The organism is Marinobacter sp. SS5-14b, from assembly GCF_030541005.1.
In the GTDB taxonomy this organism is placed as follows: domain Bacteria; phylum Pseudomonadota; class Gammaproteobacteria; order Pseudomonadales; family Oleiphilaceae; genus Marinobacter.
Genome location: NZ_JASSVM010000003.1, coordinates 1 through 23,218 on the forward strand (window position 1 = coordinate 1; position 23,218 = coordinate 23,218).

Genomic DNA, 23,218 nt, shown 5'->3' on the forward strand with positions numbered 1-23,218 from the left:
TAACGAGTGTTTTCGAACCCAGGGGCAGTTCTGGGCCATGACGGTTCCCAAGGCAAAACTGCCTGCCGTTTTTGACGGCCGTCAGGCTGTGCAATTGCTCCGGGATGGTGCCATCGCTCTTAGTGAAGCCGGTGATGTGCAGTTGATCGCTGTCGGCGCCTATCAACTCCGGGTTTGCCTTGAGGTTGCCGAAGCGCTGGCTCAGAGAGGGCTTTCGAGTGGTGTGGTCTGCCTTCTCGAGCCCGGTCGATTCCGGAGTCCCCGGGATCCAATCGAGTCAGGGCATCAGTCTGGTAGTTCTTACAGGGCCGAGCTGTTTCCTCACGATACAAAACTCAGAGTGTTCGTGTGCCATATGCGCCCAGAGGCATTGCTGGGACTCTGCCGTCCTCTCGATCTCGGGCCCGACCGGACGCTGGCGTTTGGTTATGAAAACCATGGTGGCACCCTGGATACATCGGGGCTGCTGCAGGCCAACAAATGTGATGCCCATTCGATAGTGCAGGCGATCCTGTCAAAAAGTGGCTCCTCAGGCGCTGATAAGGCGACATTGTAGCGATAGAGCGCGAGGATCGATTTACAACAGTCTTTACGGGGAAAAGTAAAGCGTTGGTGATCACCGTGCTGATTCTCACACTAAAACAATCTGGGCGGCAACCGATTCAGCTAGCCGCCCCACATACAGGTCAATCATGCTATGAATGAATCGTTCAATCACGCTGGGGCCTGGGGCATCACACTGATCGTTATCGTTCTGGTGTCCTGGTTCTTTTACCGTTACTTCGCGCCGAAAAACTGGCGGGAATGGGCCGGCGCCGGAGTGGTGCAGGCCTTCATCATTGCACTTTATGCGGAAATGTACGGTTTTCCGCTCACTATTTATCTGTTGGTGCGTTTTTTTGGCCTCGACAGTGAGTATGTCAGCGCCAGCCTGTGGTCGACCCTGATAGGGCTGGGCGAAACCGGGATGTTGGTCTCAATGTTGCTCGGCTATGCGCTCGCGTTCACCGGGATCGGCCTCTTTATTCAGGGGTGGCGTCAGGTCCACAAGGCGCGAGGTGAAAACCGTTTGGTGAAAGACGGCTTGTATGCGTATGTGCGGCATCCGCAGTATACGGGGCTATTCATCGCTCTGTTTGGAGAAGGGGTGGTGCACTGGCCGACGTTATTCTCGGTCGGCCTTTTTCCGGTGATCGTGCTTGTCTACACATGGCTGGCTCGACGTGAGGAACGGCAGGTGCTCAAGGAGTTCGGTGAGGAGTACCGTGCCTACCAGCGGCAGGTGCCGATGTTCATCCCCCGCTGGGGGCGGTGGCGTCAGCTCGCCGCTGCGTCACGAAATAGTAGTGAAAATGATACGGTGTGACGCAGGTATTGGTTTTGCCGGTCGACTGGTTCGCATCAGGCTCGATTCCGTTGAGACGGCGTACAGGAGCGATCATTCCCGGGTGTCTGACTATACTGCGTGGCGCCCCCACATACGGTGCTGGCTCAATCTCATGATATCCGGCCATTGTAAAAACTGACTTGCATCAAGATCAGGGCGGCACAACTGACAATTTCAGTTTCGTTTCAGGTCAAGGGTGTCTAATTGTTCATGTTTTGGATCGATGGCTTTATTCGAAAGCCTTTTCCGGAACAGCTATATACGTCTCTTCATCTAACCCAGAAGGGTGCACCTATGAAAAAACTCCATTTTATCAAGCTGTCGCTTGCGGCCTCCGTACTCGCCAGCGGGACTGCAATCGCAAACGAAGATACTGAGTCAAAAATTGCCAACCTTGAGTCGCAGATGGCGGCACTGCGGGAGGATGTAAAGAGCAACAACCTCGATACGCTGTCCAAGCTGCACATGGCCGGATACGCCAACGTTGATGCCATAGCGGGCTCTGATCGACAGGAAGACGGTTTTACGGCAGCACGATTTGCGCCGATCTTTCATTTTCAGTTTTCCGACAGGGTGCTGTTTGAAGGCGAACTTGAAATCGAGACGAATGCGGACGGTGAAACCGAAATCGCAGCAGAATATGCGACCATCGATCTCATGCTGAACGATTACATGGCGCTGGTGGCGGGCAAGTTCCTGAGTCCGATCGGCCAGTTCCGCCAGAATGTCCACCCAAGCTGGATCAACAAGCTGCCGACCGCGCCCGTGGGCTTTGGTCACGGGGGCGCAGCCCCGCTCTCCGACCTGGGCGTTCAGTTGCGTGGCGGCATTCCGCTGAGCGGGTCGATGCGCGCCAACTATGCGCTTTTTACCTCTAACGGCCCGACGCTGGTTGTCGATGAAGGTGATGGTGAGGTGAAACTGGAAGCCGAGGCTGCTTCATCAAATGCCGATGGCAATTTTGTCTACGGTGGCCGGGTAGGCTTCCTGCCGGTGCCTGCGCTGGAGCTGGGCCTGTCCGGCGCCCTGGGCAAGATCGGAGTGGCCGGGGGGCACGATGTGTCTGACCTGGCGGCGGGAGAGCCGGACCGTGACTACACAGTCCTGGGTGCGGACGCCATTTACAACCTTGACACCCTGCAGCTGCGCGGTGAATTCATCCAGCAGACCGTGGGAAGCGAAGCCAACAGCGCGGTTGCCGGTGGCGCGGTGACCGAAGAACTCGAATACACTGCCTGGTATGCGCAGGCCGCTTACCGGGTGCCGGATACCAAGTGGGAAGGTGTTGCCCGCATAGGTGACCTGGACACCCCGGATGCCGATGAAAACCGCTCCCAGTGGTCCGTTGGGGTGAATTACCTGTTCGCAAACCACGTTATCATCAAGGCGGCCTACACCGTGGACGATTACGATGACAACGCTATCGACGATGACGAGCGCTTCAACATTCAGTTGGCTTACGGCTTTTAAGAGGGTATTAACATGAAACTAATGAACCGCAACCTCATCAGTAATGCTGCACTCATGGCTGCGCTTTTCTTCGGTGGCGCAGGTTCAGCCGCTGCCCAGGACGCCGACGATCCCATGGCGTTCGTCCGGGGCGCCCAGTCATGGGCCGACAACTGCGCACGGTGTCATAACATGCGCGACCCGGCCGAGTTCCGTGACGATTTCTGGGAGCCATCCGTGCTTCACATGCGTCTCAGAGCGGGCTTAACCGGGCAGGAAACAAGGGATATCCTGACCTTCCTCCAGAAAGCCAATGATCCGGCAGATAATAAGGGGGAGAATAAATGAAACGATCGTCTTTTCTGATCGCCAGCCTGGTCGCCGGGAGCTTTGCCTACTCAGGCGGAGCCGCGGCTCAGGCGGACAGCGTGGAAGCCGGCGAAAAGCTCTATAACTCCACCTGCGTTGCCTGCCATGGCGCAGACGGAAAGGGCAAGCTGCCCGGCGTTCCTGACTTCACAAAGAGCGATGGCCGGCTGACCAAGAGTGACGATGTATTGGTTACCAATATCATGGAGGGTTTCAAGAGCCCCGGCTCATCCATGGCGATGCCCGCCAAGGGTGGCATCAGCTCATTGACCAAGGAGCAGGCGGAGGCCATGGTTCTATACATGCGCCAGGCCTTTGCCAGCAATTAGTAGTTGAAGTAGGGCAACTCGAAACTCCTTGTTGCCCTACTTCTTAGCATGCGTCGTTATCGCAGAACAGCTCATACAGAACTTCTATGATCCGGCGCGCCTCCTCTCCCGCCAGGGAGTAGTGTATGGTCCGCGCTTCGCGGCGCGCAGATACCAGGCCGTCCTTGCGCAGCAGGGCGAGTTGCTGGGAGACGGCCGCCTGGCGCATCTCCAGTGCATCCGCAAGTTCGCTCACCGCCTGCTCGCCGTCGACCAGTTGGCAGAGGATCATCAGCCGGCTCCGCCCGGAGAGGGCCTTTAGCAGATTGGTGGCCTGATCCGCCGCTTCCGACATCTGATTTTTATTCATACATTCATAGCTCTGCAATCGTGAACATGTTAGGCTTGGTTCAGATGATCGGCTGCTCTTGGCCAGGTAGTCAAGTGTTGCCCGTCGTCGTCTGGCAGGCCCCGGCTCTCCATGGTCCGGCACGTGGCCATGCCAGGTATTGTGTACGGGTGCTTTCAGTGCAGCCAGCGCAGTGCGCAATCTGCTGAAAGTGCCGGAACGCGCTACTATAACAGGAGGGGCATATGTCTATCGACCGCCTTGTACTCGCCTTCGCAGGATCTTTCATTCTTGTAAGTCTGGCTCTCTCCCAGCTCCACTCGCCTTACTGGCTGTGGTTCACCGCGTTTGTGGGCGCCAACATGCTGCAGGCTGCCTTCAGCGGATTCTGCCCTCTGGCGAAGATCCTCAAGGCCCTGGGCAAGAAGCCCGGCGCCGCCTTCGATTGACGCACGGAGGCACTGTAAATGTCTGAAAACACCGAGAGTTCGTGGCTACAGTTCGCCACTGACCGTCCTCGCCTGACCGTTTGGGCCATGGTGGTTGCCACGCTGGCGCTGGTGGCGCTGGCGGCGCTGCCAAGCGTCTGGCCCGAGCGGTTTGGTCTGCTTAATCCGCTGACCATCGATACCGACCCCGAGAACATGCTCTCTTCCGACGAACCCGTGCGCGTTTTCCACGACGACATGAAGGAGCAATTCTCGCTTTATGACATGGTCGTGGTGGGTGTGGTCAACGAAAGCAACCCTGACGGGGTATTCAATGTCGGCTCGCTGCGGCGCATCTATGAGCTGACGGAGTATGCCAGTACGCTCAGGTGGCCCGATCCGGACAACCCGGGCCGGCAGGAGGGCGTGGTTGAGGAGGATATGCTCGCGCTCTCGCGGGTCGACAACATTGAGCAGGAGGGGGTCGGCTCGGTTCGTTTCAGCTGGCTCATGCCAGAGCCGCCGGATACCCGCAACCAGGCGCTCGCTATTCTTGAGCGGGCGCAACGCATTCCGCTGTTCGACAATACCCTGGTCAGCGCCGATGGTAAGGCAGTCGCCCTTTACCTGCCGCTGACCAGCAAGGACATGAGTTACCGGGTCCGCGAAGCCCTGCTTGACAAAGTCGCTAGTTGGGAAGATACCGGCGACCAGGTCTACATCACCGGGCTGCCCGTGGCGGAGGACACGTTCGGTGTGCAGATGTTCTATCAGATGGCGATCTCGGCGCCACTGGCAATGCTGGTCATCTTCCTGGCGATGTGGTGGTTCTTCCGCCACATCCGGCTCATTACCTCGGCGATGATCGTGGCGATGGTGGCGGCCGCGAGCACCATGGCGCTGCTGGTGATCAGCGGCAGCACCGTCCACATCATGAGCTCGATGATCCCCGTATTCATCATGCCCATTGCGGTGCTGGACGCGGTGCATATCCTCTCGGAATTCTTCGACCGCTATCCCCTGCATCGTGACCGCCACCGGGCCATCCGGGAGGTTATGGGGATACTGTTCAAACCGATGCTGTTCACCACCCTGACGACGATGGCGGGGTTTGCCTCACTGGCACTCACCCCGATCCCGCCCGTTCAGGTGTTCGGCATCTTTATCGCGATTGGTGTGTTCCTGGCCTGGTTGTGCACGGTGACCTTCATTCCGGCTTACATCATGCTGATGCCGGAGCGGCGGCTCACCGGCTTCGGTCACGCCGCCGGGGACCCGGACCAGGATACGGTCATGGGGCGCTGGCTGCGTCGCCTCGGCGAGGGCGTGGTCAGCCACGCCAGGGCGGTGCTGGTGGTTACCATGGTCGTGGTGGTGGCCGCCGGTTATGGCATCAGCCTGATCCGCATCAACGATAACCCGGTCAAGTGGTTCGAGCCCGAGCACCCCATCCGGGTGGCAGACCGGGTGCTCAACGAACATTTCGGCGGCACCTACATGGCCTATCTGGCGCTGGTTCCGGAGGGGGATAACGCGGCCCAGGACAACCAGATCTTCAAACGCCCCGAAGTCCTGCGCTACATCGCCAGGTTGCAGCAGCGGCTGGGCGAGACCGGCGTGGTCGGCAAGTCCAACTCCGTCGCCGATCTGGTCAAAACCGTTCACCGCGAACTGCTGGGCGGCGATGCCGGAGCCTTTCGCATTCCGGACAGTCCGGCGGCGGTTGCGCAGACCCTGCTCACCTACCAGAATGGCCACCGCCCCCAGGATCTCTGGCACTTCGTTACCCCCGACTACCGCCGTGCCAGCATCTGGGTTCAGCTTACCAGTGGCGACAACCGGGATATGAGCCGGGTGGTTCAGGCGCTCGACGACTTCATCGCGGCCAACCCTCCGCCTGCGTCGATCCAGGCACGCTGGTTTGGTCTTAACTATATCAATGTGGTCTGGCAGGACAAAATGGTCAGCGGCATGGCCATGGCCCTGTTCGGCAGTTTCGTGGTCGTGCTCCTGCTGATGGCCTTATTGTTCCGCTCTTTGCTCTGGGGACTGTTGTGCATGATTCCCCTGACTGTGACCATCGGGGCCATCTACGGTCTGATCGGTATCATCGGCAAGAACTACGATATGCCGGTCGCCGTGCTGAGCGCCCTGAGTCTGGGACTCGCCGTGGACTACGCCATCCACTTCCTGGCCCGCGCCCGCGCCACCCAGGCTGAGACAGGCTCCTGGCGTCGCTCGGTGGCGCCGATGTTCGGCGAGCCGGCACGGGCGATAACCCGCAACGCCATCGTGCTTGGCGTTGGTTTCCTGCCGCTGCTGGCCGCACCGCTCGTGCCCTACCAGACGGTGGGGGTATTTATCGCGGCCATTCTGTTGACCGCCGGCCTGAGCACACTGCTGATCCTGCCGGCACTGGTAACCCTGCTGCAACGATGGCTGTTTCCCGGTGCCCGCAGGGCCGCCCCGAATCCGCAAAACCAAGAGGAAGGCGTGCAATGAGTAGATACTGGCCTGTTACCCTGTTCCAAAAGCTGGCCCTGGTGGTGATCGCTCTGGGCATCACGCCCATTGCCCTGGCCCAGGATGCCGGCGCTGCGCCCTCGGTGGAGCGCATTGTCAACCGTGCCAATATGGTCTCCTACTTTCAGGGCCGTGATGGCCGCGCCAGGGTCGCCATGAGCATCACCGACCGCCAGGGCCGTACCCGCAGTCGCGAGCTTACCATTTTGCGGCGGGACGGCCCGGAGACAGATGCCATTGAGGGGAGCGCCTATCGTGGCGAGCAGAAGTACTATGTCTATTTCCGGCGGCCGGCGGATGTGAGCCAGATGACGCTGCTGGTGTGGAAACACCAGGACCGGGACGACGACCGTTGGCTGTACCTGCCGGCGCTGGATCTGGTTAAGCGAATTGCCGCTTCCGACAAACGCACCAGCTTCGTTGGCTCGGATTTCTTTTACGAGGATATCTCCGGGCGCAGTATTGATGCCGACAGCCATGAGCTGATTGAAACCACGGACAACTACTACGTAGTGCGCAACAAACCCAAGAGGCCCGGGGAGGTTGAGTTCGCCTACTACGATGTCTATATTCACAAGCAGTCGTTCCTGCCGGTTCGCACCGAGTATGTCGACGACAGTGGCAACCTCTACCGGCGTTACACCGCGCTGGCGGTGGAGAAGGTGCAGGGTTACCCCACGGTCGTCAAGGCGAGGATGGAGAATCTGCGTAACGGTGGCACTACGGAGCTGACCTACAGCGGCATTGACTATGACCTGAGCCTGCCGGAAGACGTGTTTTCGGAGCGGTATCTGCGCCGGGCACCGAGGGAGTACTTGCAGTGACCACCGGTGCACTGAGGGCAGGAGGGCGTGGATGAACACCAGAAGCCTGCTCTGGGGCATGTTGCTGGCGGGTATCGTTCTCGGTGCAGCGCCCGGGGCGCTATGGGCGGCCGCGCCCGAGCTGCCGGAGGGGCTGGGTGCGCCAGCCAGTGATACCGCAGAACCGGCCCTGCCAGCGGGCCTCGGGGGTGAGACCGGAGCAGAACAGACCACCGACCGATCGGCTGCGGCGGCGCTGCCATTTCGTCTGCGCGGCTTCTGGGAGGCCCGCGGCGGAACCCGGCTGGGCGATGATCCTCACCAGCGCGATCTCTCCATCGCCGAAACCCGGTTGCAGCTCGAGGCGGAGAAGTATTTCAAGGGAGTAACGCTGCGCCTTACCGGCGATTTTCTCTATGACGACCTGGACGATGATCGGTCGGTGGACCTGGAATCGGGTGAGGGCGCGTTCGACCTGCGCGAGGCCAGCCTGGTGTTTTCGCCGAGCGCGGACACCGATGTCAAGCTGGGGCGCCAGATACTAACCTGGGGAACCGGCGACCTGGTGTTCATCAACGATCTGTTTCCCAAGGACTGGGTCTCGTTTTTTATCGGCCGCGATGTGGAGTACCTCAAGGCGCCCTCGGACGCGCTGAAGGTCTCGGCTTTTTCCAGCTGGGCCAATCTTGACCTTGTCTACACCCCCCGGTTTGACGCGGATCGCTTCATCGACGGCCGCCGTCTCTCTTTCTTCAACACAGGGCAAGGGCGGCTGACCGGGCGCAATGCGGTTGTACTGGCGGGCCGCCCGGCGGACGCGTTCGAAGACGACGAGTGGGCCGCCCGGCTGTACCGTAACCTTGGCGCCTACGAGGTCGCGCTCTACGGCTACGACGGCTTCTGGAAGAGCCCGGCCGGGGCTGATCCGGCCAGCGGTCGGGCCAGGTTTCCTCCGCTGTCGGTGCTCGGCGCCAGCCTGCGCGGGCCGGTGGGGCCCGGCATCGGCAACGTCGAGCTGGGCTATTACGATTCCCGCGCCGACCGCGATGGCGACGATCCCACGGTGCGCAACAGCGAGCTGCGCCTGCTGCTCGGCTATGAGCAGGAAATTGCCCGTAACCTGACCCTGGGCCTGCAATACTACCTTGAGCGCATGGGCGAGTTTGAGGCCTACCGGCGGGCCTTGCCCCCGGGTGCCCCGGTGCGGGACGAGAATCGCCACGTCCTCACCCAGCGGCTGACATGGCTGACACACAGCCAGAATCTGGAGTGGTCGTTGTTCCTGTTCTACTCGCCCTCGGACCGGGACGCGTACCTGCGCCCCCGGGTGGGCTATCAGGTTGATGACCATCTCTCTGTTGAAGCCGGCGGAAACCTGTTTTTCGGCGCCCAGGAGGAAACCTTCTTCGGTCAGTTTGAGGACAACAATAACCTGTATCTGGGGGTACGCTATGGGTTCTGAAAAGGTTAGGTGTTGATATTGAAGGGCTGGCTACTATAGGCCTCACTCGGTTTACCCAAAGAAAAGGAAATGTATATGTCTTACACAATGAATCGCGTAATTCAGAATGTGGATTTCGAGACAGTGGATGAGCGAACCCGCAAGGCCCTGGCCGATCAGGGTTTCGGGGTTCTGACAGAAATTGATGTTAAGGCCACCATGAAAAAGAAACTGGACAAGGACATGCTCGCCTACCGAATTCTCGGTGCCTGCAATCCGGCCATGGCCTGGGAAGCGATTGGCGTGGAACCCCGGGTAGGCGCTATGTTGCCGTGCAATGTCATCCTGCGCGAGACCCCGGAGGGCGTTGAAGTCAGTGCGGTTGATCCCGTGTTATCCATGACAGCGATCGATAATGGGCAACTCAAGCATATTGCGGGTGAGGTGAGAGATAGGCTGTCGGAGATTATCAAGGCGGTATGACTCGACTCGCACCAAAGCACTCGCTGCGTCCTTAATCATTGCCGCACCGGGTGGCTGGGCCCCTGGTTCGGCATACCAGGCAAGTTGAGCCCCGATCTAAGTCGGCCCACGTCAAAGCCACTTGCGTAGCAACAGGCCAAGCGTGTCATACACGGCTTTTATGAAGCCGCGGTGTTTCCAGGCGATGCCAGTGATTTCACTGGCATCCTGCAAGTCAGTTACGAACTCGTTTCTTAACTGGCCATTCAAGGCTTCGTTTGTGGAAATCAGCGTCAGTTCATAGTTAATAAACAAACTTCTGTAGTCGAAGTTCGCGGTCCCTATGCTGCCCCAGGCATCGTCAACGAGCAGTACTTTGGAATGCAATAGCCGGGGTGTGTACTCGAATATGCGAACGCCGTGTTCCAGCAGTTCCCCGTAAATGGCGCGGGCAGCCCATTGTGCGGGGGTCGAGTCGGTCTTTTCGGTGGTCAGGATCCGCACATCGACTCCCCGGCGGGCCGCGAGAGCAAGTTGTTTGCGTAATCCCCGGTCCGGTACGAAATAGGGCGTCGCCAGCCAGATTCTGTCTGACGCTCTGGCCAACCGGTCTTTGATGGCACACCGTAGCTGGATGCGACAGGTTCGTGTTGTATTGGGAATGATCCGGCTGTCGCCGACGGTGTGACTGTCTGGGCTCCATTGCGTGTCACCACACCAGAAGGCGTTGAACAGAGTGTCAGATACTGTGGCCAGGGGCCCGTTGATGCAGACATGCATATCGCGCCATCGCTGGGGGCCGTAGAAGCGCCTTGAACCCTCGCGATGAATGTTGAAGCCGCCGAGGTACGCTGTTTTGCCGTCAATGACCAGCAGCTTGCGATGGTCGCGACGGTTGTAACGCATCGGTTGCCGCCAGCTCCAGCGGTGAAAGCGCTGTAGACGGACGCCGGCGGCCCTGAGCTGGCGCCGGTGCAGCCGCGTAAGGACGCCACTTGAGCCCAGCGCATCAACGTGAATTCGCACGTCGAGGCCGTGGCGGGACTGCTTCATCAGTTCATCGAGCAGTTCAGTCCCCACCTCGTCCGCCGCGAGGATATACGAAGCAAGAAAGATACGCTGGGTGGCAGCACGGACCGAGCGAATCATCTCCGCATAGAGTTCGTCTCCCTCACCGAACAGCCTGAACACACCCTTCACGGCCCCGCCCTCGGGTTCACAGGCGACGTCGCCGGGGTTGCCGTCCATATCTATAACCCCAAAGAGCCGATACCCAGGCTGTCGTTGGTGTCTCTGATCGACGTTTCCGCATCGGGTTCGGCCCCGGTCAGTGCGCGTATGGCATCGATGGTTTCCGGAACAACAATCGCCTGGTTGTCGACCATATAGGCATAAAACAGCTCATTGCCCTGCACTTTGAGCATGTCTTCCCAAAGCGCGACTTCATACAGGCTGTCGTGAGGTCGGCCAAGGTCGGCCATCAACTCCTTGACGCTGTTGATCGCGCTTAGCCCGTCGCTGTTCCGGAGGAAAACAATGCGGGAGGAGGTGCGGAACGCATCGAGCACTTCGTCCTTGCTCGCCTCACGTGTCAGTTGAACGGACCAGTAGTGCAGGTGGGCCAGTGTCTCCGGAACCTTGACCGCCATGGTTACCACATCCAGGTCCGGGTCGACACTTTGGGCGTCCGGGCCCTGGTGACTGGGAATCTCCGGCTCTGGCACGACGGTATTCATGATCCCGCCCTGGTGGCTCTCCCAGGGATCGGTGGCCCGGCGCAGAAGGGTTCCCCGTGCCCGGTCCAGCAAGCCGTGGCGTTTGAGCGCTGACAGGGTACGAATGATCGACGTCGTGTTGCACGATACGACGCGCGTGCAGTCACGGCCGACAGCGCTGGCGTAGTTGGCCTCGGCAACGAATGAATGGCCCGTGCTTTGATGTTTCTCGCCGCCATGAACGATGAACCTGATACCGAGCCGCCGGTAGGTTTCGATATTCTTGCTGGCCAGGTGTTTCGGTGTACAGTCCACCACGATGTCCGCGGCTTCAAGTAAGTCATCCAGTGTGCCGGAAACATCAAGCCCGGCTGCGCCCATGGCAACGGCGTGCTCTTCAGTCGCGCCGTACAGGGCATACCCTCTACTCAGCGCGGCCCTCACTCGCCAGTCCTGCGCGACATCAGCTACGCCAGCCACAGCCATGTCTTTTTGTACCGCAACGGCTTGCGCTACCCGTTTGCCGATAACGCCATAACCGTTGACCGCGACGCGAATAATTCTCTGACCGACCATCTTTTGTATCTCCAGCTTCTGAAAAGGGGCGAGCGAACTGTTATGTTGCTTAAGTGACCAGATTATAGACAAAGACTGAATTTCAGCTGAAAGTCCGGTTTGACGTGTACCTCAGGGCAATGGCTTTACCGAAAAGTTGATGGTGATCAAAAAAATGCAAAGCGCAGAAGTGCTTTTCAGGTTCAGTTCAGCCGGGTGTAGTGGAATGGGGTGCAGTAGAGGGCAACTACATTGCTTATGACCGGGTCGAACCTTGAGAGGCTCGAATGGTATGAAACCATCGAAAGGATGATCGGAAGATGTCTGCCAAAGAAAATAGTTCTGCTATCAAAGATAGTGCTGGGAAGGAGTCGGAGGGCCAGTATACCTGCCCGATGCATCCGGAGGTCATATCTGATGAGCCTGGGAATTGCCCGAAATGCGGGATGCACCTTGTGCCTCTGGAAAACAATAAAGTGAGTTCTCATTCAGATCACTCTCACCATTGTTCTGGAGATCATGAAAAACCGTCAGGCGACGATCGAACATATGACCGTGTACCACCCGGGTATTCGGGGGTGGTTTACACTTGTCCCATGCACCCTCAAGTCCGACAGACAAAGCCCGGGGCATGTCCTCTGTGCGGTATGGGACTGGAGCAGGAATCGGCCACCGCGGAAGATGAGGGGCCCAACCCGGAGTTGGTGGACTTTTCTCATCGGCTCTGGGTTGCCCTGGCATTTTCAGTGCCCTTGCTGATTTTGACCATGACTCCCTATATCGGTGTCATGGCGGTTCGCGACTTCTTCGGTGAGCGTTTGTCACTCTGGATTGAACTGGTGCTTGCTACTCCTGTAATCCTATGGTCCGGCTGGCCCTTCTTTGCTCGCGGTTACATCTCGTTTCGGACAATGAACCTGAATATGTTCAGCCTGATCGGCATGGGAGTTGGGGCGGCCTATATCTTCAGCATCGTAGCGGTCCTTGTGCCAGGGATCTTCCCGGAAGGCTTCCGGGATTCTGGAGGAAACGTCGGCGTTTATTTTGAGGCGGCAGCCGTTATCGTCACGCTGGTCCTGCTGGGCCAGGTGATGGAACTGAGGGCCCGTGAGGGCACCGGTAAAGCCATACGTGCGTTGCTGGATATGGCCGCCAAAACGGCGCGCCTGATCCGGCCCGATGGAACCGAAACAGAGGTTGCTCTTGAGGATGTGAAGGTTGGCGATCATCTGAGGGTACGCCCCGGTGACAAGGTGCCGGTGGATGGTGTGGTTGTTGAAGGCCGGTCTTCCATTGATGAATCAATGATTTCCGGAGAGCCAGTTCCGGTAGAGAAGGTGGAGGGAGACAAAGTAACCGGGGCGACCATCAACGGTACCGGAAGTCTGGTTATGGAGGCGACCCGAGTTGGCGCAGACACGACTCTCAGTCAGATCGTCGAGATGGTTGCCAATGCACAGCGCAGCCGCGCGCCTATCCAGAAGTTTGCCGATATGGTGGCCGGCAAGTTCGTACCAGCGGTTATTGCCGTGGCGGCCCTGTCCTTTGTGGCGTGGGCCATCTGGGGGCCGGCGCCAGCTTTGTCGTATGCGCTCGTGTCTGCGGTTGCGGTGCTTATCATCGCTTGCCCTTGCGCATTGGGGTTGGCTACGCCTATGTCGATCATGACGGCTACGGGGCGCGGTGCCCAGTTAGGTGTGCTGATTAAGAACGCCGAAGCGCTGGAGCGTTTTGCCAAGGTGGACACCTTGATTGTGGATAAAACTGGTACCTTGACCGAAGGTAAGCCCAGACTAGTGGCGGTGCTGCCGGAATCGGATCATGACGAGACCGAGGTCCTCAGGCTTGCGGCCACACTGGAGAAAGGGTCAGAGCATCCGCTCGCTGAAGCCATCGTTTCAGGCGCCGAGGCACGTAACGTGATGCTTGGAAAGGCCGATGACTTTGAAGCCGTTACAGGCAAGGGGGTCAAGGGTGTTGTGGATGGCAAGCCAGTGGCTTTGGGCAATGCCAAACTACTGGAAGAGCTGGGCTTGGACGGTGGCCATCTGATGGAGGTTGCCAATAGCAGACGCGATGAAGGCGAAACGGTCATGTTTGTGGTGCTTAACGGCGCCGTTGCAGGCCTTGTCAGCGTAGCCGACCCGGTCAAGGAAACGACACCCGCTGCGCTCAAGGCCCTCCACGCCGCTGGCTTCCGCATAATTATGGCAACTGGCGACAATGAGCGCACGGCAAAGGCGGTGGCGGGTAAACTCGGTATCGATGAGATTCGTGCCGATGTGCTGCCAGAGGACAAGGCCAGCATCATTCGCGAACTTCAGAGCCAGGGGCGCAAGGTAGCGATGGCAGGGGACGGCGTGAATGACGCACCCGCCCTGGCCCAGGCCGATGTTGGTATTGCAATGGGAACCGGCGCGGATGTCGCCATTGAGAGCGCGGGCTTTACCTTGGTTAAGGGTAACCTCGATGGCATTGTCCGCGCCAGACGGTTGTCCCAGGCGACGATGCGAAATATCAAGCAGAACCTGTTTTTTGCCTTGGTCTACAACGGTGCGGGTGTGCCGGTGGCTGCTGGTGTGCTCTACCCATTCTTTGGCATCCTGATAGGACCTATCTTTGCCGCTTTTGCAATGAGTGCGTCCTCGTTGTCGGTGGTAATGAACTCCCTGCGTTTGCGTCGAGAGAAAGTCTAGGCGCGAAACGACCATATCGATGACCTCTCACTGGTAGCCCTATCCTGTGGCTCTCAGTGCTGAGGTCGGAGTAAAAATGAGTTTGGCCAGGGAAAGCTAATGAAAATTGTGTTCTTTGAGGCAGAGAAGTGGGAGTGCGATATTTTGCAGCATGCCTGCTGCAATCATGAGGTTGTCTTCACGGACGAGGAACTCGGAATAGACAACGTTGGGTTATACAGGGACGCCGATATCATCTCACCCTTCGTTCATTCAGCCCTGGATCGTTCGGTACTTGAGTGCTTTGAGCATCTGAAATTTGTCGCTACCCGGTCGACGGGATACGACCATATCGATTTGGAGTATTGCACCAGAAATGCGATTCCAGTCAGCAATGTGCCCGTCTACGGTGACCAGACTGTTGCGGAGCATGTTTTTGCGCTGCTCCTTGCCATTAGCCACAAGATTCCAGAGGCGATCAATCGCACTCGCAAGGGGGATTTTTCGCAGAAAGGCCTGCAGGGATTCGATCTGCAAGGCAAAACCCTTGGAGTGATCGGTACCGGTGCTATCGGTAAGCGTGTTGTGGAAATCGCGCAAGGGTTTCGTCTGAACGTTCTTGCCTGCGATCCCAAGCCGGATTACGTATTCGCGGACCGATATAACGTGTCTTACGTCGATTTGGATGGTCTTCTTGAGCAGTCCGATGTTGTGACGCTGCACGTTCCTGGCAGTAAATCGGCCAAGCATCTTCTGTCGGACAGGGAGTTCGCCCGGATGAAGCGCGGGGTTGTCCTGATTAATACCGCTCGCGGCTCCATTGTTGATACCCAGGCTTTGCTGCACGCGCTGGCGGATGGGAAGGTGTCGGCTGCCGGTCTTGATGTACTGCCGGATGAGCCCTCCATCAGGGAAGAGGTGGAATTGATCCGCTCTTTTTTTGACAAGGAACATGATCTGGAAACGCTGTTTGCCAACCATGTTCTTCAGCACATGAGAAACGTCATCGTCACCCCCCACAGTGCGTTCAATACGAAAGAGGCTGTCGAAAGAATCCTCAAGACCACTGGCGAAAACATTGTTGGCTTCATCGAGGGTGCCCCCCGCAATCTTGTGAATAAACACTGAGCCAGGATGGTTTTTTATGCCGATGCTCTATACCTATTTGATCTGGGGTGTGTTGTTGGTGCTGCTGTCGGGATTGGTTCTTGTTGTTACCTGCAATAAGAAGATGCTGAGGATGAGCCTTGGTACCGCTCCCCTGGGGTCGTGAATTCAGATAATAACTGCAGCATTTTTCGTAATTTATACGAGCATCGCTATTGGCAGACCAGGACATAATAAAAGGCTAATCATCATGTGGAACGAAAAAGGCAATAGCCATCTCCAACAACCCATCTTGCCGTCACTATTCAGCATTGGCGCCATTGGTTTGACCCTCGCTGGCGCGCTGATCTGGCAGTCTGAGTTTGCGTATGCGCTTGATTATGTTTCCTCGTACGTGGATGGTCTGCTGCGCTGGTGGTATGTGGCACTGGTTGCGTTTCTGACGGCATTTGTTATTTGGCTAGGGCTGGGGCGTTACAAGAACGTGCGCCTTGGTAAAGACTACGAACAACCGGAATACCGGCTTTTTCCCTGGTTGGCGATGCTGTTTGCGGCCGGCACGGGTGTGGGGCTGCTGTTCTGGAGCATCGCCGAGCCAATCATGCACTTTCAGGGTAACCCTTTTACTTCGGAGGGCTTTACTCCCTCCGCTGCGTCTACTGCAATTCAATTGTCGTTTTTCCACTGGGGTCTGAACGGATGGGCTATTTTTGCGTTGGTCGCGATTGCATTCGGATACTTCAGCTATCGCCATGATCTCCCGCTCGCGCCACGATCAGCGCTGTACCCGTTTATTGGTGAAAGAATCTTTGGCTTTTGGGGGCACGTCGTTGACGCGCTCGCTGTTTTTGCGACTGTATTTGGTCTGGCGACGACGCTGGGGCTGGGAGCCCGTCAGACTGGCACGGGGCTCAAGTGGCTTTTCTCCGTGGAGGCGTCTCTTTGGGTGGAGCTGTCGGTGGTCGCCGTGGTTACTGTAATCGCGACGATTTCGGTGGTTTCTGGGGTCAGGCGGGGCGTGAAAATATTGAGTGAGGTAAATCTTTGGCTAACGCTGATTTTACTCGCCGCCTTTATGATTATTGGCCCCTTTGATTACATGGCAGGGTTGTTGGTGCAGGAAATTGGCGGTTACCTGGATAGTCTATTGATCATGACATTCTATGTTGGCGCCAATGAACCGGGAAATTGGCAATCGACCTGGACGGTGTTTTTCTGGGGCTGGTGGCTGGCCTGGTCACCTTTTGTCGGGTTGTTTATCGCCCGGATATCCCGCGGCCGCACCCTGAGAGAGTTTGTTTTCGGGGTTCTTCTCTTACCAACGCTGGTGACTTTTGTATGGATCTCGGTGATGGGGGGCGCTGCACTCCACAGCGAGCTATTCGGGGGTGGCGGAATTGTTGAGGCGGTCAATAAAGACATCGCCTATGCACTTTTCGCGACCATTGAGCACCTGCAGACGACTGACTCAATTAAATTTTTGATGGGTCTGGTGGCAACGCTCCTTATCAGCATCTACTTTATAACGTCTGCTGACTCGGGCGCATTGGTCGTCAATATCATTTTGTCGGGAGGGCAGCTTGAGCCTCCCAAGGCGTCGAGAGCAGGCTGGGCCATTGGCAACGGAGTATTGACCGCGGTATTGCTAGTGGCGGGAGGTATTGCCGTCCTCCAGGATGCGGTCATCCTCGCGGCCCTGCCATTCTCGCTGGTTATCGTTGCTATGACAGCTGGCCTGTTGAAGGCGCTGCATCATGAGCCGCTGACGGCACCCCGGGAGGGTTGTAAGCAACACCGGGCCGCTGAGCCATGGACCGGATCGGATAAGGCATGACTGCACCCCTGAAAAGCTCACAACCAGGTTCAGCGACATGACCCCTGGCCCCGTGAGCGCAGGGCTGATGAGGTCTTCCAGATCGTAAGCCATGTTGGAAAGCGATAGCACCTTGGTTTACTCGTCTTCATGGGGGGGAGGGTGAGAGTATGCCGAATTGGACACTGCCCCCCTCTGTCAAGGTTGTTGAAGCCATCTGGCTACAGTAGCATTCTCATGCCATCCCCCCAGGGGGGATAGGTCAAAAGCTGGTTTTGATCCTGGCCGGGATCGTTTATGGCTCAATGGCTTTGCTGGCTGATGGCCTGCACATGGGTTCGCACGCGGTGGCTCTGGGTATTGCCGCCTTCGCCTATGCGTATGCCAGGAAAAACGCGGGCAGCGCCAGGTTCTCTTTCGGGACGGGGAAGGTCAATGCGCTGGGCGGCTTTACCGGCGCGATTCTGCTGGCTGTCTTTGCGCTCTACATGGTCATCGAGAGCGTCGGGCGTTTTATTCAGCCCGTCCCCATTTCTTTCGATGGGGCTATTTTTGTGGCCATCATTGGCCTGGTGGTCAACGGGGTGTCAGCCTGGATACTGGGGGATGCAGGCCATGATCATGGTCACAGTCACGGCCATGATCACGGTCACCACCATCATCACCATGACCACAACCGCCGTGCGGCCTACCTTCATGTACTTGCGGATGCGCTGACGTCAGTCCTTGCTATTGTTGCCCTTCTGGCGGGTAAATATGCCGGGTGGAACTGGATGGACCCGATGATGGGGATTATCGGTGCGATTCTGGTAACCCGTTGGTCCTGGCATCTGCTGAAAGAGACCTCAAAGGTCCTCCTCGACGAGCAGCATCAGGACATGGAGGAAACCGTCAGACAGGCCGTCGAAGACGACGATGCCAAAGTCAGTGATCTGCATGTGTGGGCGATAGGCCCAAACATTCATGCGGCTATTGTCTCAGTCGTCTCGCATCAGCCCGAGTCGCCTACAGTCTATAAAAAGCGCATTCAGGCACACTGCCAGTCCCTGGTCAATCATGCCAATCACGCTTTCAAGATGGCCGTTTGCCCGCTTCAGACGTTTGATAATGTTCGGGTGAGATTGATGCGTGTGATCATTTACCATTTTTAATTCCTATCCCCCACGGGGGGATGGTATCCTCCGTTCTCGTTGAAATCCAACCACAGACTCGACGCAGTAGATTGATGATTTCGGCCATTCACCCGAGAAAACTGCTTCCAACGCTCGTCATACTCCTTGCATTGGCGGGCCTGTCACTATCGGTGATTGGCGAGTCATTCTCTCATGGTGTGGCCAACTTGGCAGGCGACTGGGAATCGCAGTTTGACGGCCAAGCGAGCAGTCATGGTGCGCATGGACACACCCATGATTTTGACGAAGAGCCAGAGACATCATCAGTGCATCATGATGCTGGCAATCATACCCACGAGACCGTGGACCACCTCAGGGTTCCGTTTGTTTCCCAAAGCCTGACCGTTCTCCGGCAGCCCGTGCCCTTTGTCGGAGGTTCTCCCCGCAGTTTGCGCTATCGGCTTGAACGCCCTCCAAAAGCACTCCTTCCTGCTTGATTCTTGCCGCTTAGGCGGCCCGAGAAAACACATTCGATTGGAGTCTTTATGTTGTCAAACTTGACAGGCCGATGCCGTGGTGTGTCCTCAACGGGCACAGGCAATCGCCTACTCTGGATATTTCTGACTTTGGGCTTGCTGGGTCTGAGTACCGATGTACTCGCTCATGCCGTCGCCCAGGGCGACAAGGGGTACATCCAGGAAATTACCGGGATAAACCTTATTTCGTTCATCTATCTGGGGGCCAAACACATGGTCACCGGATATGACCACCTGCTGTTCCTGCTGGGTGTCATTTTCTTCCTCTACCAGATGAAGCACATCGCGATCTACGTGAGCCTGTTTGCCTTGGGGCATTCCACCACGATGCTGCTGGGGGTGTACTTCAACGTGGGCATCAATAGTTACATCATTGATGCGATTATCGGTCTGTCCATCGTCTACAAGGCACTGGACAACATCGGTGCCTATCAGCGGTGGTTTGGTTTCCAGCCCAACACCAAAGCCGCCACGTTGATTTTCGGGTTCTTCCATGGCTTTGGTCTGTCCACCAAGATCATCGAATACGACATCTCACAGGACGGCCTGATTCCGAACCTCCTCGCCTTCAATGTGGGCGTGGAAATCGGACAATTGATCGCCCTGGCCATGATCCTGATTGTCATCAGCTTCTGGCGAAAAACCGACGGATTTTTCCGCCATGCCTACACCGCCAACGTGGCCATGATGAGTGCAGGTTTTCTGCTCTTTGCCTATCAGCTCACCGGTTACTTCGTCGCCTGATTCTGGAGATTTTTTATGTACAACACCGATATTCCCAACCGTGAAGAACTGCCCAGCACTGCCAAGCTGGTTCGATCAACCATCATTGCGGCAATTGTGGCGTTGGTTCTGCTTGTAACCGTGGTCATGCCCGCCGAGTATGCCCTGGACCCAACCGGCGCAGGTCGCCTTTTGGGCCTGACTGAAATGGGCGAAATCAAAGAGCAGCTCGCCGAAGAGGCTGCTGCTGACGAGGCTGCTCAGATGGTTGCTGTTCAATCCTCAACTGAGCGAGAGGCCCCGGAAGTCAAAGAGCCTGTCGTGGCTGAAGCCGTTGAGGAGCCAGCTCCCTCACCTGAAGCAGAGGTTGCACCTGCCGAGCCAGAACCTGCGCCTGCACCAGAAGTTGTGGAACCGCAGTGGCAGGATGAAGTGCGCGTGGTTCTCACACCGGGAGAAGGCACAGAGTTCAAACTTACTATGGAGGAAGGCGCTACAGCCCGATTCTCCTGGGTATCAGAGGGTGGCCCGATCAACTTCGATACCCATGGTGATGGAAGTGGTCAGTCAATTTCCTACGAAAAAGGCCGGGGCGTGCCTGAAGACGAGGGCGAGTTGAAAGCAGCCTTTACCGGCAATCACGGCTGGTTCTTCAGAAACCGGAACGACAACGACATCACTCTGGTACTGCGTACCGGAGGAGACTACGGGCAGTTTAAAAAGATGTTGTGACGTTCACCAACGAATAAGCGCCGAGGGGTCTCCGGGCCTATGTCTTCATAGGTCCGGACCGTGCTTAAGTAACTTAATGTTCTACAGTTCGCTAAACCAAAAATCTGGAATTCTTCATTAATGCGATCAAATATTGGCTCATTGAAAAGGTAATAATCACACCTGAAAAACCGGAGCGAATCCACCTCCGGGGGTACGAAAATTGGTTGTCTGGCCTTGGTATATCCTCGCCGCAACCAGCATACTTTTGCCGGCGTAGGTATACAGCCGAATGTCGACTTTTCGGGTGACTACTGCATCGTCAATTCTCAGGGTTCGTTCTCCAGCGGGGACAAGGTCCTGGGCGATGTAGCCACCATTCAGGATGTTCTCGAAAACGCGCCGGGTTAGTTTGTCGCCCCGGTAGACGCCTTTGCTGCCATGGCCGGCAACCGGCTTGAAGAACAGATGACGTCGCGCACTCCACAACTCAGCCGCGTCGTTCCTCGAAACCTGCCTGGTTTTCGGCACGGCTCTCTCCAGGTAGCCTGCATCGGCCTCATTGAGCCCCCAGTCTCGAAGGGAGTGGGGTGCGGATAGCAGGGCCAGGTTTCGCTTGTCAGCCAGCACAGCGTGCACATGGGGATTAGGCGTTACCACCACGGCGCCATCCAGATAGGCATGCCTTAATGCCGCATGGGGCGCGGCGTCCAATGCGAAGTCCACCAGGCGGTTGTAGACCATATCAATGGGCTTACCGCGGGCTGTCAGCGTACCGCCGGCATACTGAAGCTCCTGTGGATCGAGTATCAATGTATCAATTCCTTTGGCTCGGAGAATCTGTTGGGCCAACTGGAATTCGGGGAACATAAATTGTGTCTTTGGGGCATCGTCTACTATGGCCAGGCAACTGGGCCCGAAATTGTCGTGCTGGCTTTGCCACTCCTGTTTGAACATTGAGAACACCGCGTCCTCGAATCCGTCGAGCGGCTGCTGGGGTGTTGTGGGTTGTTGAGATGGGTCGCAGCAATTGCGCTGGGCTCTCGACAAGACAAGGTTCAGGAAGGCGCCACCGGCGTTGGTGTTGATTTCGATCAGCCGGGGGCCGTCGGGACCCATGTGAAAATCATAGCCCATGAACGCCCCGATGGGCCCTGGATTGAACTGTGCGATTTCCGGTGCCCAGGAAAGTACTCGTTCTCGGTACGAGGGAAGCTCTGAGGCCGCTTCAATCGACTGAACGATCCTCTCCATCTCCGCTATGTCGGCTCGGGGTACGAAAACCGGTGTGTTTGAAAAAAGGTGATCGAACTCCGGGAGCGTTGACAGTTCGCTTCCAGCATCTGAAAGCTGGTTGTGGAGGCTCTTGTTGAGGGCTATTCGGTCAAGAGTGATGCAGTAGCATTGGCGGTTGAGTTCGTTGGCCCGGCTGTTTGCTATTCGTCTGTTCTCATAAATAGGTTCCGGCATCTGGAGTCCGTCATTCGAGGTTTGCAATGGTTGAAACGGCTTACTTAATGCTCGAAGAATCTATCTTGCATTTGTGATTTGCGTCAAATAGATCCACATCTTGTGTCTGTTTTCAGGTCTGTTTTCAGGTCTGTTTCAGTTCCGCGTGTTGAACTACTGCTAGGTAAATTGGTGCTTGCCATCTATCTTCGACTCTCACAATGGGCGGCGATCTCTCCCGTCGATGGCAGCCTTTTGATCACCAGTCGGGCCGAAGCCAAGCTCTGGGTGCTTGATCCGGGCTCTCTGGAGATTATCGATGACGTTTCTTTGGAAGGGATAGGTCACCAAATATCGCTAGAGGCATACTAGCCAGTAAGCCCCACTGACAAGCTTTTCCCAAAGGGAATCTATATGGATAAGCGTTTCAAGATTACGTTGGCAATTTTTGCGGTCATCGCTTTGGTTTTGCTCTGGGGCGAACATAAGGTTCACCTTCTGGGTGCTTTGCCGTGGTTAATCCTTCTGGCATGCCCGTTTATTCATATGTTTATGCACGGAGGGCATGGGAATCACGGTGGCCACAACCACCACGATCAACCAGAAGGCAAAAACGGAGGCCAACGCGATGACTGATGCTTCGTCCGACTACGGCCTTTGGGGGCTGGTGGTTCTTAACTCGGTGATCTTTATTTTCTTCGCTTTCAGTTTTTTTAAGCCACAGACCCAACGAGACTGGCGATCCTTCGGCGCGTTCAGCGCGTTTCTCGTGGCATTATTCACTGAGATGTATGGGTTCCCGTTGACACTCTATTTTCTATCCGGTTGGCTTCAGACTCAATACCCCGATGTAAATTGGCTTGCCCACGATAGCGGGCACTTGCTTGAAATGCTCTTTGGTTGGCAGGGTTCTCCCCATTTCGGCCCCTTCCACTTGTTGAGTACGGTGTTTATTGGTGGAGGTTTTTACTTGATTGCCGCCGGGTGGCGAACCCTGTACGCGGCGCAAAAAGAGCGAAAGCTGGCTACGAGTGGGCTCTATTCGTATGTTCGGCATCCTCAGTATGTCGGCTTTGTCTTGATTATGTTTGGCTTCCTTCTGCAGTGGCCAACACTTATAACTCTGGCGATGTTTCCGGTTTTGCTCTGGATGTATGCCCGCTTATCGATCAGTGAGGAGCGGGAGGCAGAGAAAACGTTCGGGGAAGCCTGGAGACACTATGCAGACAACACTCCCAGGTTTTTGCCGCGATTGCGCGGATTGGGGCGGCAAGCTTGAACAAAAGCTCTACTCATTTGATGG

The 23,218-nt window shown here is 56.8% G+C and carries 20 protein-coding genes and 3 pseudogenes; 18 read left to right on the plus strand and 5 right to left on the minus strand.

The genetic code is table 11. The annotated features are described in order from the left end of the window. The 5 genes and pseudogenes from QPL95_RS07580 to QPL95_RS07600 form a co-directional block, all read left to right on the plus strand. A pseudogene (locus QPL95_RS07580) lies at positions 1–556 on the plus strand (xylulose 5-phosphate 3-epimerase); the annotation flags it as partial. A gap of 141 nt (positions 557–697) precedes the next feature. Further along, positions 698–1,366: an isoprenylcysteine carboxylmethyltransferase family protein gene (locus QPL95_RS07585; RefSeq protein ID WP_008170021.1), complete on the plus strand. Its 669-nt coding sequence runs from the start codon at positions 698–700 to the stop codon at positions 1,364–1,366. A gap of 315 nt (positions 1,367–1,681) precedes the next feature. Beyond that, entirely contained in the window at positions 1,682–2,857 is a 1,176-nt protein-coding gene (locus QPL95_RS07590) for a porin (protein WP_303290401.1), read from the plus strand. 12 nt (positions 2,858–2,869) lie between these two features. Further along, positions 2,870–3,184, plus strand: coding sequence for a hypothetical protein (locus QPL95_RS07595; protein WP_008170017.1), 315 nt, complete (start codon positions 2,870–2,872; stop codon positions 3,182–3,184). Next, entirely contained in the window at positions 3,181–3,534 is a 354-nt protein-coding gene (locus QPL95_RS07600) for a cytochrome c5 family protein (RefSeq protein ID WP_008170016.1), read from the plus strand. The genes QPL95_RS07595 and QPL95_RS07600 overlap by 4 nt, the downstream gene beginning before the upstream one ends. Before the next feature lie 43 nt (positions 3,535–3,577). Here QPL95_RS07600 and QPL95_RS07605 read toward each other — a convergent pair whose 3' ends face one another. Then, a complete protein-coding gene (locus QPL95_RS07605) occupies positions 3,578–3,883 on the minus strand; it encodes a helix-turn-helix transcriptional regulator (protein WP_008170014.1) in 306 nt (101 codons plus the stop codon). Between the two features lie 224 nt (positions 3,884–4,107). Here QPL95_RS07605 and QPL95_RS07610 point away from each other — a divergent pair, with 224 nt between their 5' ends. The 5 genes from QPL95_RS07610 to QPL95_RS07630 all read left to right on the plus strand — a co-directional run bounded on the left by QPL95_RS07610 (position 4,108) and on the right by QPL95_RS07630 (position 9,540). Next, complete coding sequence (locus QPL95_RS07610; RefSeq protein WP_053113999.1) at positions 4,108–4,311, plus strand: DUF2892 domain-containing protein; 204 nt, start codon at positions 4,108–4,110, stop codon at positions 4,309–4,311. Positions 4,312–4,329: 18 nt separating this feature from the next. Further along, positions 4,330–6,792, plus strand: coding sequence for an RND family transporter (locus QPL95_RS07615; RefSeq protein ID WP_303290402.1), 2,463 nt, complete (start codon positions 4,330–4,332; stop codon positions 6,790–6,792). Continuing rightward, on the plus strand, positions 6,789–7,637 hold the full coding sequence (locus tag QPL95_RS07620) for an outer membrane lipoprotein-sorting protein (protein ID WP_273085715.1): 849 nt from the start codon (positions 6,789–6,791) through the stop codon (positions 7,635–7,637). Before QPL95_RS07615 ends, QPL95_RS07620 begins: the two co-directional genes overlap by 4 nt. Positions 7,638–7,668: 31 nt before the next feature. Beyond that, positions 7,669–9,078: a hypothetical protein gene (locus tag QPL95_RS07625; RefSeq protein WP_273085713.1), complete on the plus strand. Its 1,410-nt coding sequence runs from the start codon at positions 7,669–7,671 to the stop codon at positions 9,076–9,078. Between the two features lie 75 nt (positions 9,079–9,153). Beyond that, a complete protein-coding gene (locus tag QPL95_RS07630) occupies positions 9,154–9,540 on the plus strand; it encodes a DUF302 domain-containing protein (RefSeq protein ID WP_289102526.1) in 387 nt (128 codons plus the stop codon). Positions 9,541–9,651: 111 nt separating this feature from the next. Here QPL95_RS07630 and QPL95_RS07635 read toward each other — a convergent pair whose 3' ends face one another. Beyond that, positions 9,652–10,767 (minus strand): phosphatidylserine/phosphatidylglycerophosphate/cardiolipin synthase family protein, encoded by a 1,116-nt coding sequence (locus QPL95_RS07635; RefSeq protein WP_303290403.1) that lies wholly within the window; start codon positions 10,765–10,767, stop codon positions 9,652–9,654. Between the two features lie 2 nt (positions 10,768–10,769). Then, on the minus strand, positions 10,770–11,810 hold the full coding sequence (locus QPL95_RS07640) for a type II glyceraldehyde-3-phosphate dehydrogenase (protein ID WP_053114010.1): 1,041 nt from the start codon (positions 11,808–11,810) through the stop codon (positions 10,770–10,772). Positions 11,811–12,184: 374 nt separating this feature from the next. Between QPL95_RS07640 and QPL95_RS07645 the strand changes: the two genes are divergently transcribed. The 4 genes and pseudogenes from QPL95_RS07645 to dmeF all read left to right on the plus strand — a co-directional run. Continuing rightward, positions 12,185–14,485, plus strand: coding sequence for a copper-translocating P-type ATPase (locus QPL95_RS07645; protein ID WP_303290815.1), 2,301 nt, complete (start codon positions 12,185–12,187; stop codon positions 14,483–14,485). A gap of 99 nt (positions 14,486–14,584) precedes the next feature. Continuing rightward, positions 14,585–15,592, plus strand: coding sequence for a hydroxyacid dehydrogenase (locus tag QPL95_RS07650; RefSeq protein ID WP_091854530.1), 1,008 nt, complete (start codon positions 14,585–14,587; stop codon positions 15,590–15,592). Positions 15,593–15,821: 229 nt separating this feature from the next. Beyond that, positions 15,822–17,405 carry a BCCT family transporter gene (locus QPL95_RS07655; RefSeq protein ID WP_008169995.1) on the plus strand — a complete coding sequence of 528 codons (1,584 nt, stop codon included), beginning with the start codon at positions 15,822–15,824 and terminating at the stop codon, positions 17,403–17,405. Between the two features lie 254 nt (positions 17,406–17,659). Further along, positions 17,660–18,382, plus strand: a pseudogene (gene dmeF, locus QPL95_RS07660) (CDF family Co(II)/Ni(II) efflux transporter DmeF); the annotation flags it as partial. Positions 18,383–18,427: 45 nt separating this feature from the next. Here the strand turns inward: dmeF and QPL95_RS07665 are convergent. Then, a pseudogene (locus QPL95_RS07665) lies at positions 18,428–18,529 on the minus strand (metal-sensing transcriptional repressor); the annotation flags it as partial. Between the two features lie 512 nt (positions 18,530–19,041). Here QPL95_RS07665 and QPL95_RS07670 point away from each other — a divergent pair. Continuing rightward, positions 19,042–19,776: a HupE/UreJ family protein gene (locus QPL95_RS07670; RefSeq protein WP_303290404.1), complete on the plus strand. Its 735-nt coding sequence runs from the start codon at positions 19,042–19,044 to the stop codon at positions 19,774–19,776. Positions 19,777–19,791: 15 nt separating this feature from the next. Further along, positions 19,792–20,487, plus strand: a complete 696-nt coding sequence (locus tag QPL95_RS07675) for a hypothetical protein (protein WP_303290405.1) — start codon at positions 19,792–19,794, stop codon at positions 20,485–20,487. Between the two features lie 156 nt (positions 20,488–20,643). Here the strand turns inward: QPL95_RS07675 and QPL95_RS07680 are convergent, their stop codons facing one another. Next, positions 20,644–21,936, minus strand: a complete 1,293-nt coding sequence (locus QPL95_RS07680; protein ID WP_199453472.1) for a hypothetical protein — start codon at positions 21,934–21,936, stop codon at positions 20,644–20,646. Between the two features lie 393 nt (positions 21,937–22,329). On the opposite strand from QPL95_RS07680, the gene QPL95_RS07685 reads away from it, so the two are divergent. Both QPL95_RS07685 and QPL95_RS07690 read left to right on the plus strand, forming a co-directional pair. Next, a complete protein-coding gene (locus QPL95_RS07685; RefSeq protein WP_303290406.1) occupies positions 22,330–22,551 on the plus strand; it encodes a DUF2933 domain-containing protein in 222 nt (73 codons plus the stop codon). Continuing rightward, positions 22,544–23,194 carry an isoprenylcysteine carboxylmethyltransferase family protein gene (locus tag QPL95_RS07690; protein WP_286715899.1) on the plus strand — a complete coding sequence of 217 codons (651 nt, stop codon included), beginning with the start codon at positions 22,544–22,546 and terminating at the stop codon, positions 23,192–23,194. The genes QPL95_RS07685 and QPL95_RS07690 overlap by 8 nt, the downstream gene beginning before the upstream one ends. The last annotated feature ends 24 nt before the right edge of the window (positions 23,195–23,218 follow it).

What these genes read in the sequence shown, in the direction of transcription:
- QPL95_RS07585 (WP_008170021.1), top strand. Translation starts at nt 698, where the DNA reads ATGAATGAATCGTTCAATCACGCTGGGGCCTGGGGCATCACACTGATC.
- QPL95_RS07590 (WP_303290401.1), top strand. Translation starts at nt 1,682, where the DNA reads ATGAAAAAACTCCATTTTATCAAGCTGTCGCTTGCGGCCTCCGTACTC.
- QPL95_RS07595 (WP_008170017.1), top strand. Translation starts at nt 2,870, where the DNA reads ATGAAACTAATGAACCGCAACCTCATCAGTAATGCTGCACTCATGGCT.
- QPL95_RS07600 (WP_008170016.1), top strand. Translation starts at nt 3,181, where the DNA reads ATGAAACGATCGTCTTTTCTGATCGCCAGCCTGGTCGCCGGGAGCTTT.
- QPL95_RS07605 (WP_008170014.1), bottom strand. Translation starts at nt 3,883, where the DNA reads ATGAATAAAAATCAGATGTCGGAAGCGGCGGATCAGGCCACCAATCTG.
- QPL95_RS07610 (WP_053113999.1), top strand. Translation starts at nt 4,108, where the DNA reads ATGTCTATCGACCGCCTTGTACTCGCCTTCGCAGGATCTTTCATTCTT.
- QPL95_RS07615 (WP_303290402.1), top strand. Translation starts at nt 4,330, where the DNA reads ATGTCTGAAAACACCGAGAGTTCGTGGCTACAGTTCGCCACTGACCGT.
- QPL95_RS07620 (WP_273085715.1), top strand. Translation starts at nt 6,789, where the DNA reads ATGAGTAGATACTGGCCTGTTACCCTGTTCCAAAAGCTGGCCCTGGTG.
- QPL95_RS07625 (WP_273085713.1), top strand. Translation starts at nt 7,669, where the DNA reads ATGAACACCAGAAGCCTGCTCTGGGGCATGTTGCTGGCGGGTATCGTT.
- QPL95_RS07630 (WP_289102526.1), top strand. Translation starts at nt 9,154, where the DNA reads ATGTCTTACACAATGAATCGCGTAATTCAGAATGTGGATTTCGAGACA.
- QPL95_RS07635 (WP_303290403.1), bottom strand. Translation starts at nt 10,767, where the DNA reads ATGGACGGCAACCCCGGCGACGTCGCCTGTGAACCCGAGGGCGGGGCC.
- QPL95_RS07640 (WP_053114010.1), bottom strand. Translation starts at nt 11,810, where the DNA reads ATGGTCGGTCAGAGAATTATTCGCGTCGCGGTCAACGGTTATGGCGTT.
- QPL95_RS07645 (WP_303290815.1), top strand. Translation starts at nt 12,185, where the DNA reads ATGCATCCGGAGGTCATATCTGATGAGCCTGGGAATTGCCCGAAATGC.
- QPL95_RS07650 (WP_091854530.1), top strand. Translation starts at nt 14,585, where the DNA reads ATGAAAATTGTGTTCTTTGAGGCAGAGAAGTGGGAGTGCGATATTTTG.
- QPL95_RS07655 (WP_008169995.1), top strand. Translation starts at nt 15,822, where the DNA reads ATGTGGAACGAAAAAGGCAATAGCCATCTCCAACAACCCATCTTGCCG.
- QPL95_RS07670 (WP_303290404.1), top strand. Translation starts at nt 19,042, where the DNA reads ATGTTGTCAAACTTGACAGGCCGATGCCGTGGTGTGTCCTCAACGGGC.
- QPL95_RS07675 (WP_303290405.1), top strand. Translation starts at nt 19,792, where the DNA reads ATGTACAACACCGATATTCCCAACCGTGAAGAACTGCCCAGCACTGCC.
- QPL95_RS07680 (WP_199453472.1), bottom strand. Translation starts at nt 21,936, where the DNA reads ATGCCGGAACCTATTTATGAGAACAGACGAATAGCAAACAGCCGGGCC.
- QPL95_RS07685 (WP_303290406.1), top strand. Translation starts at nt 22,330, where the DNA reads ATGGATAAGCGTTTCAAGATTACGTTGGCAATTTTTGCGGTCATCGCT.
- QPL95_RS07690 (WP_286715899.1), top strand. Translation starts at nt 22,544, where the DNA reads ATGACTGATGCTTCGTCCGACTACGGCCTTTGGGGGCTGGTGGTTCTT.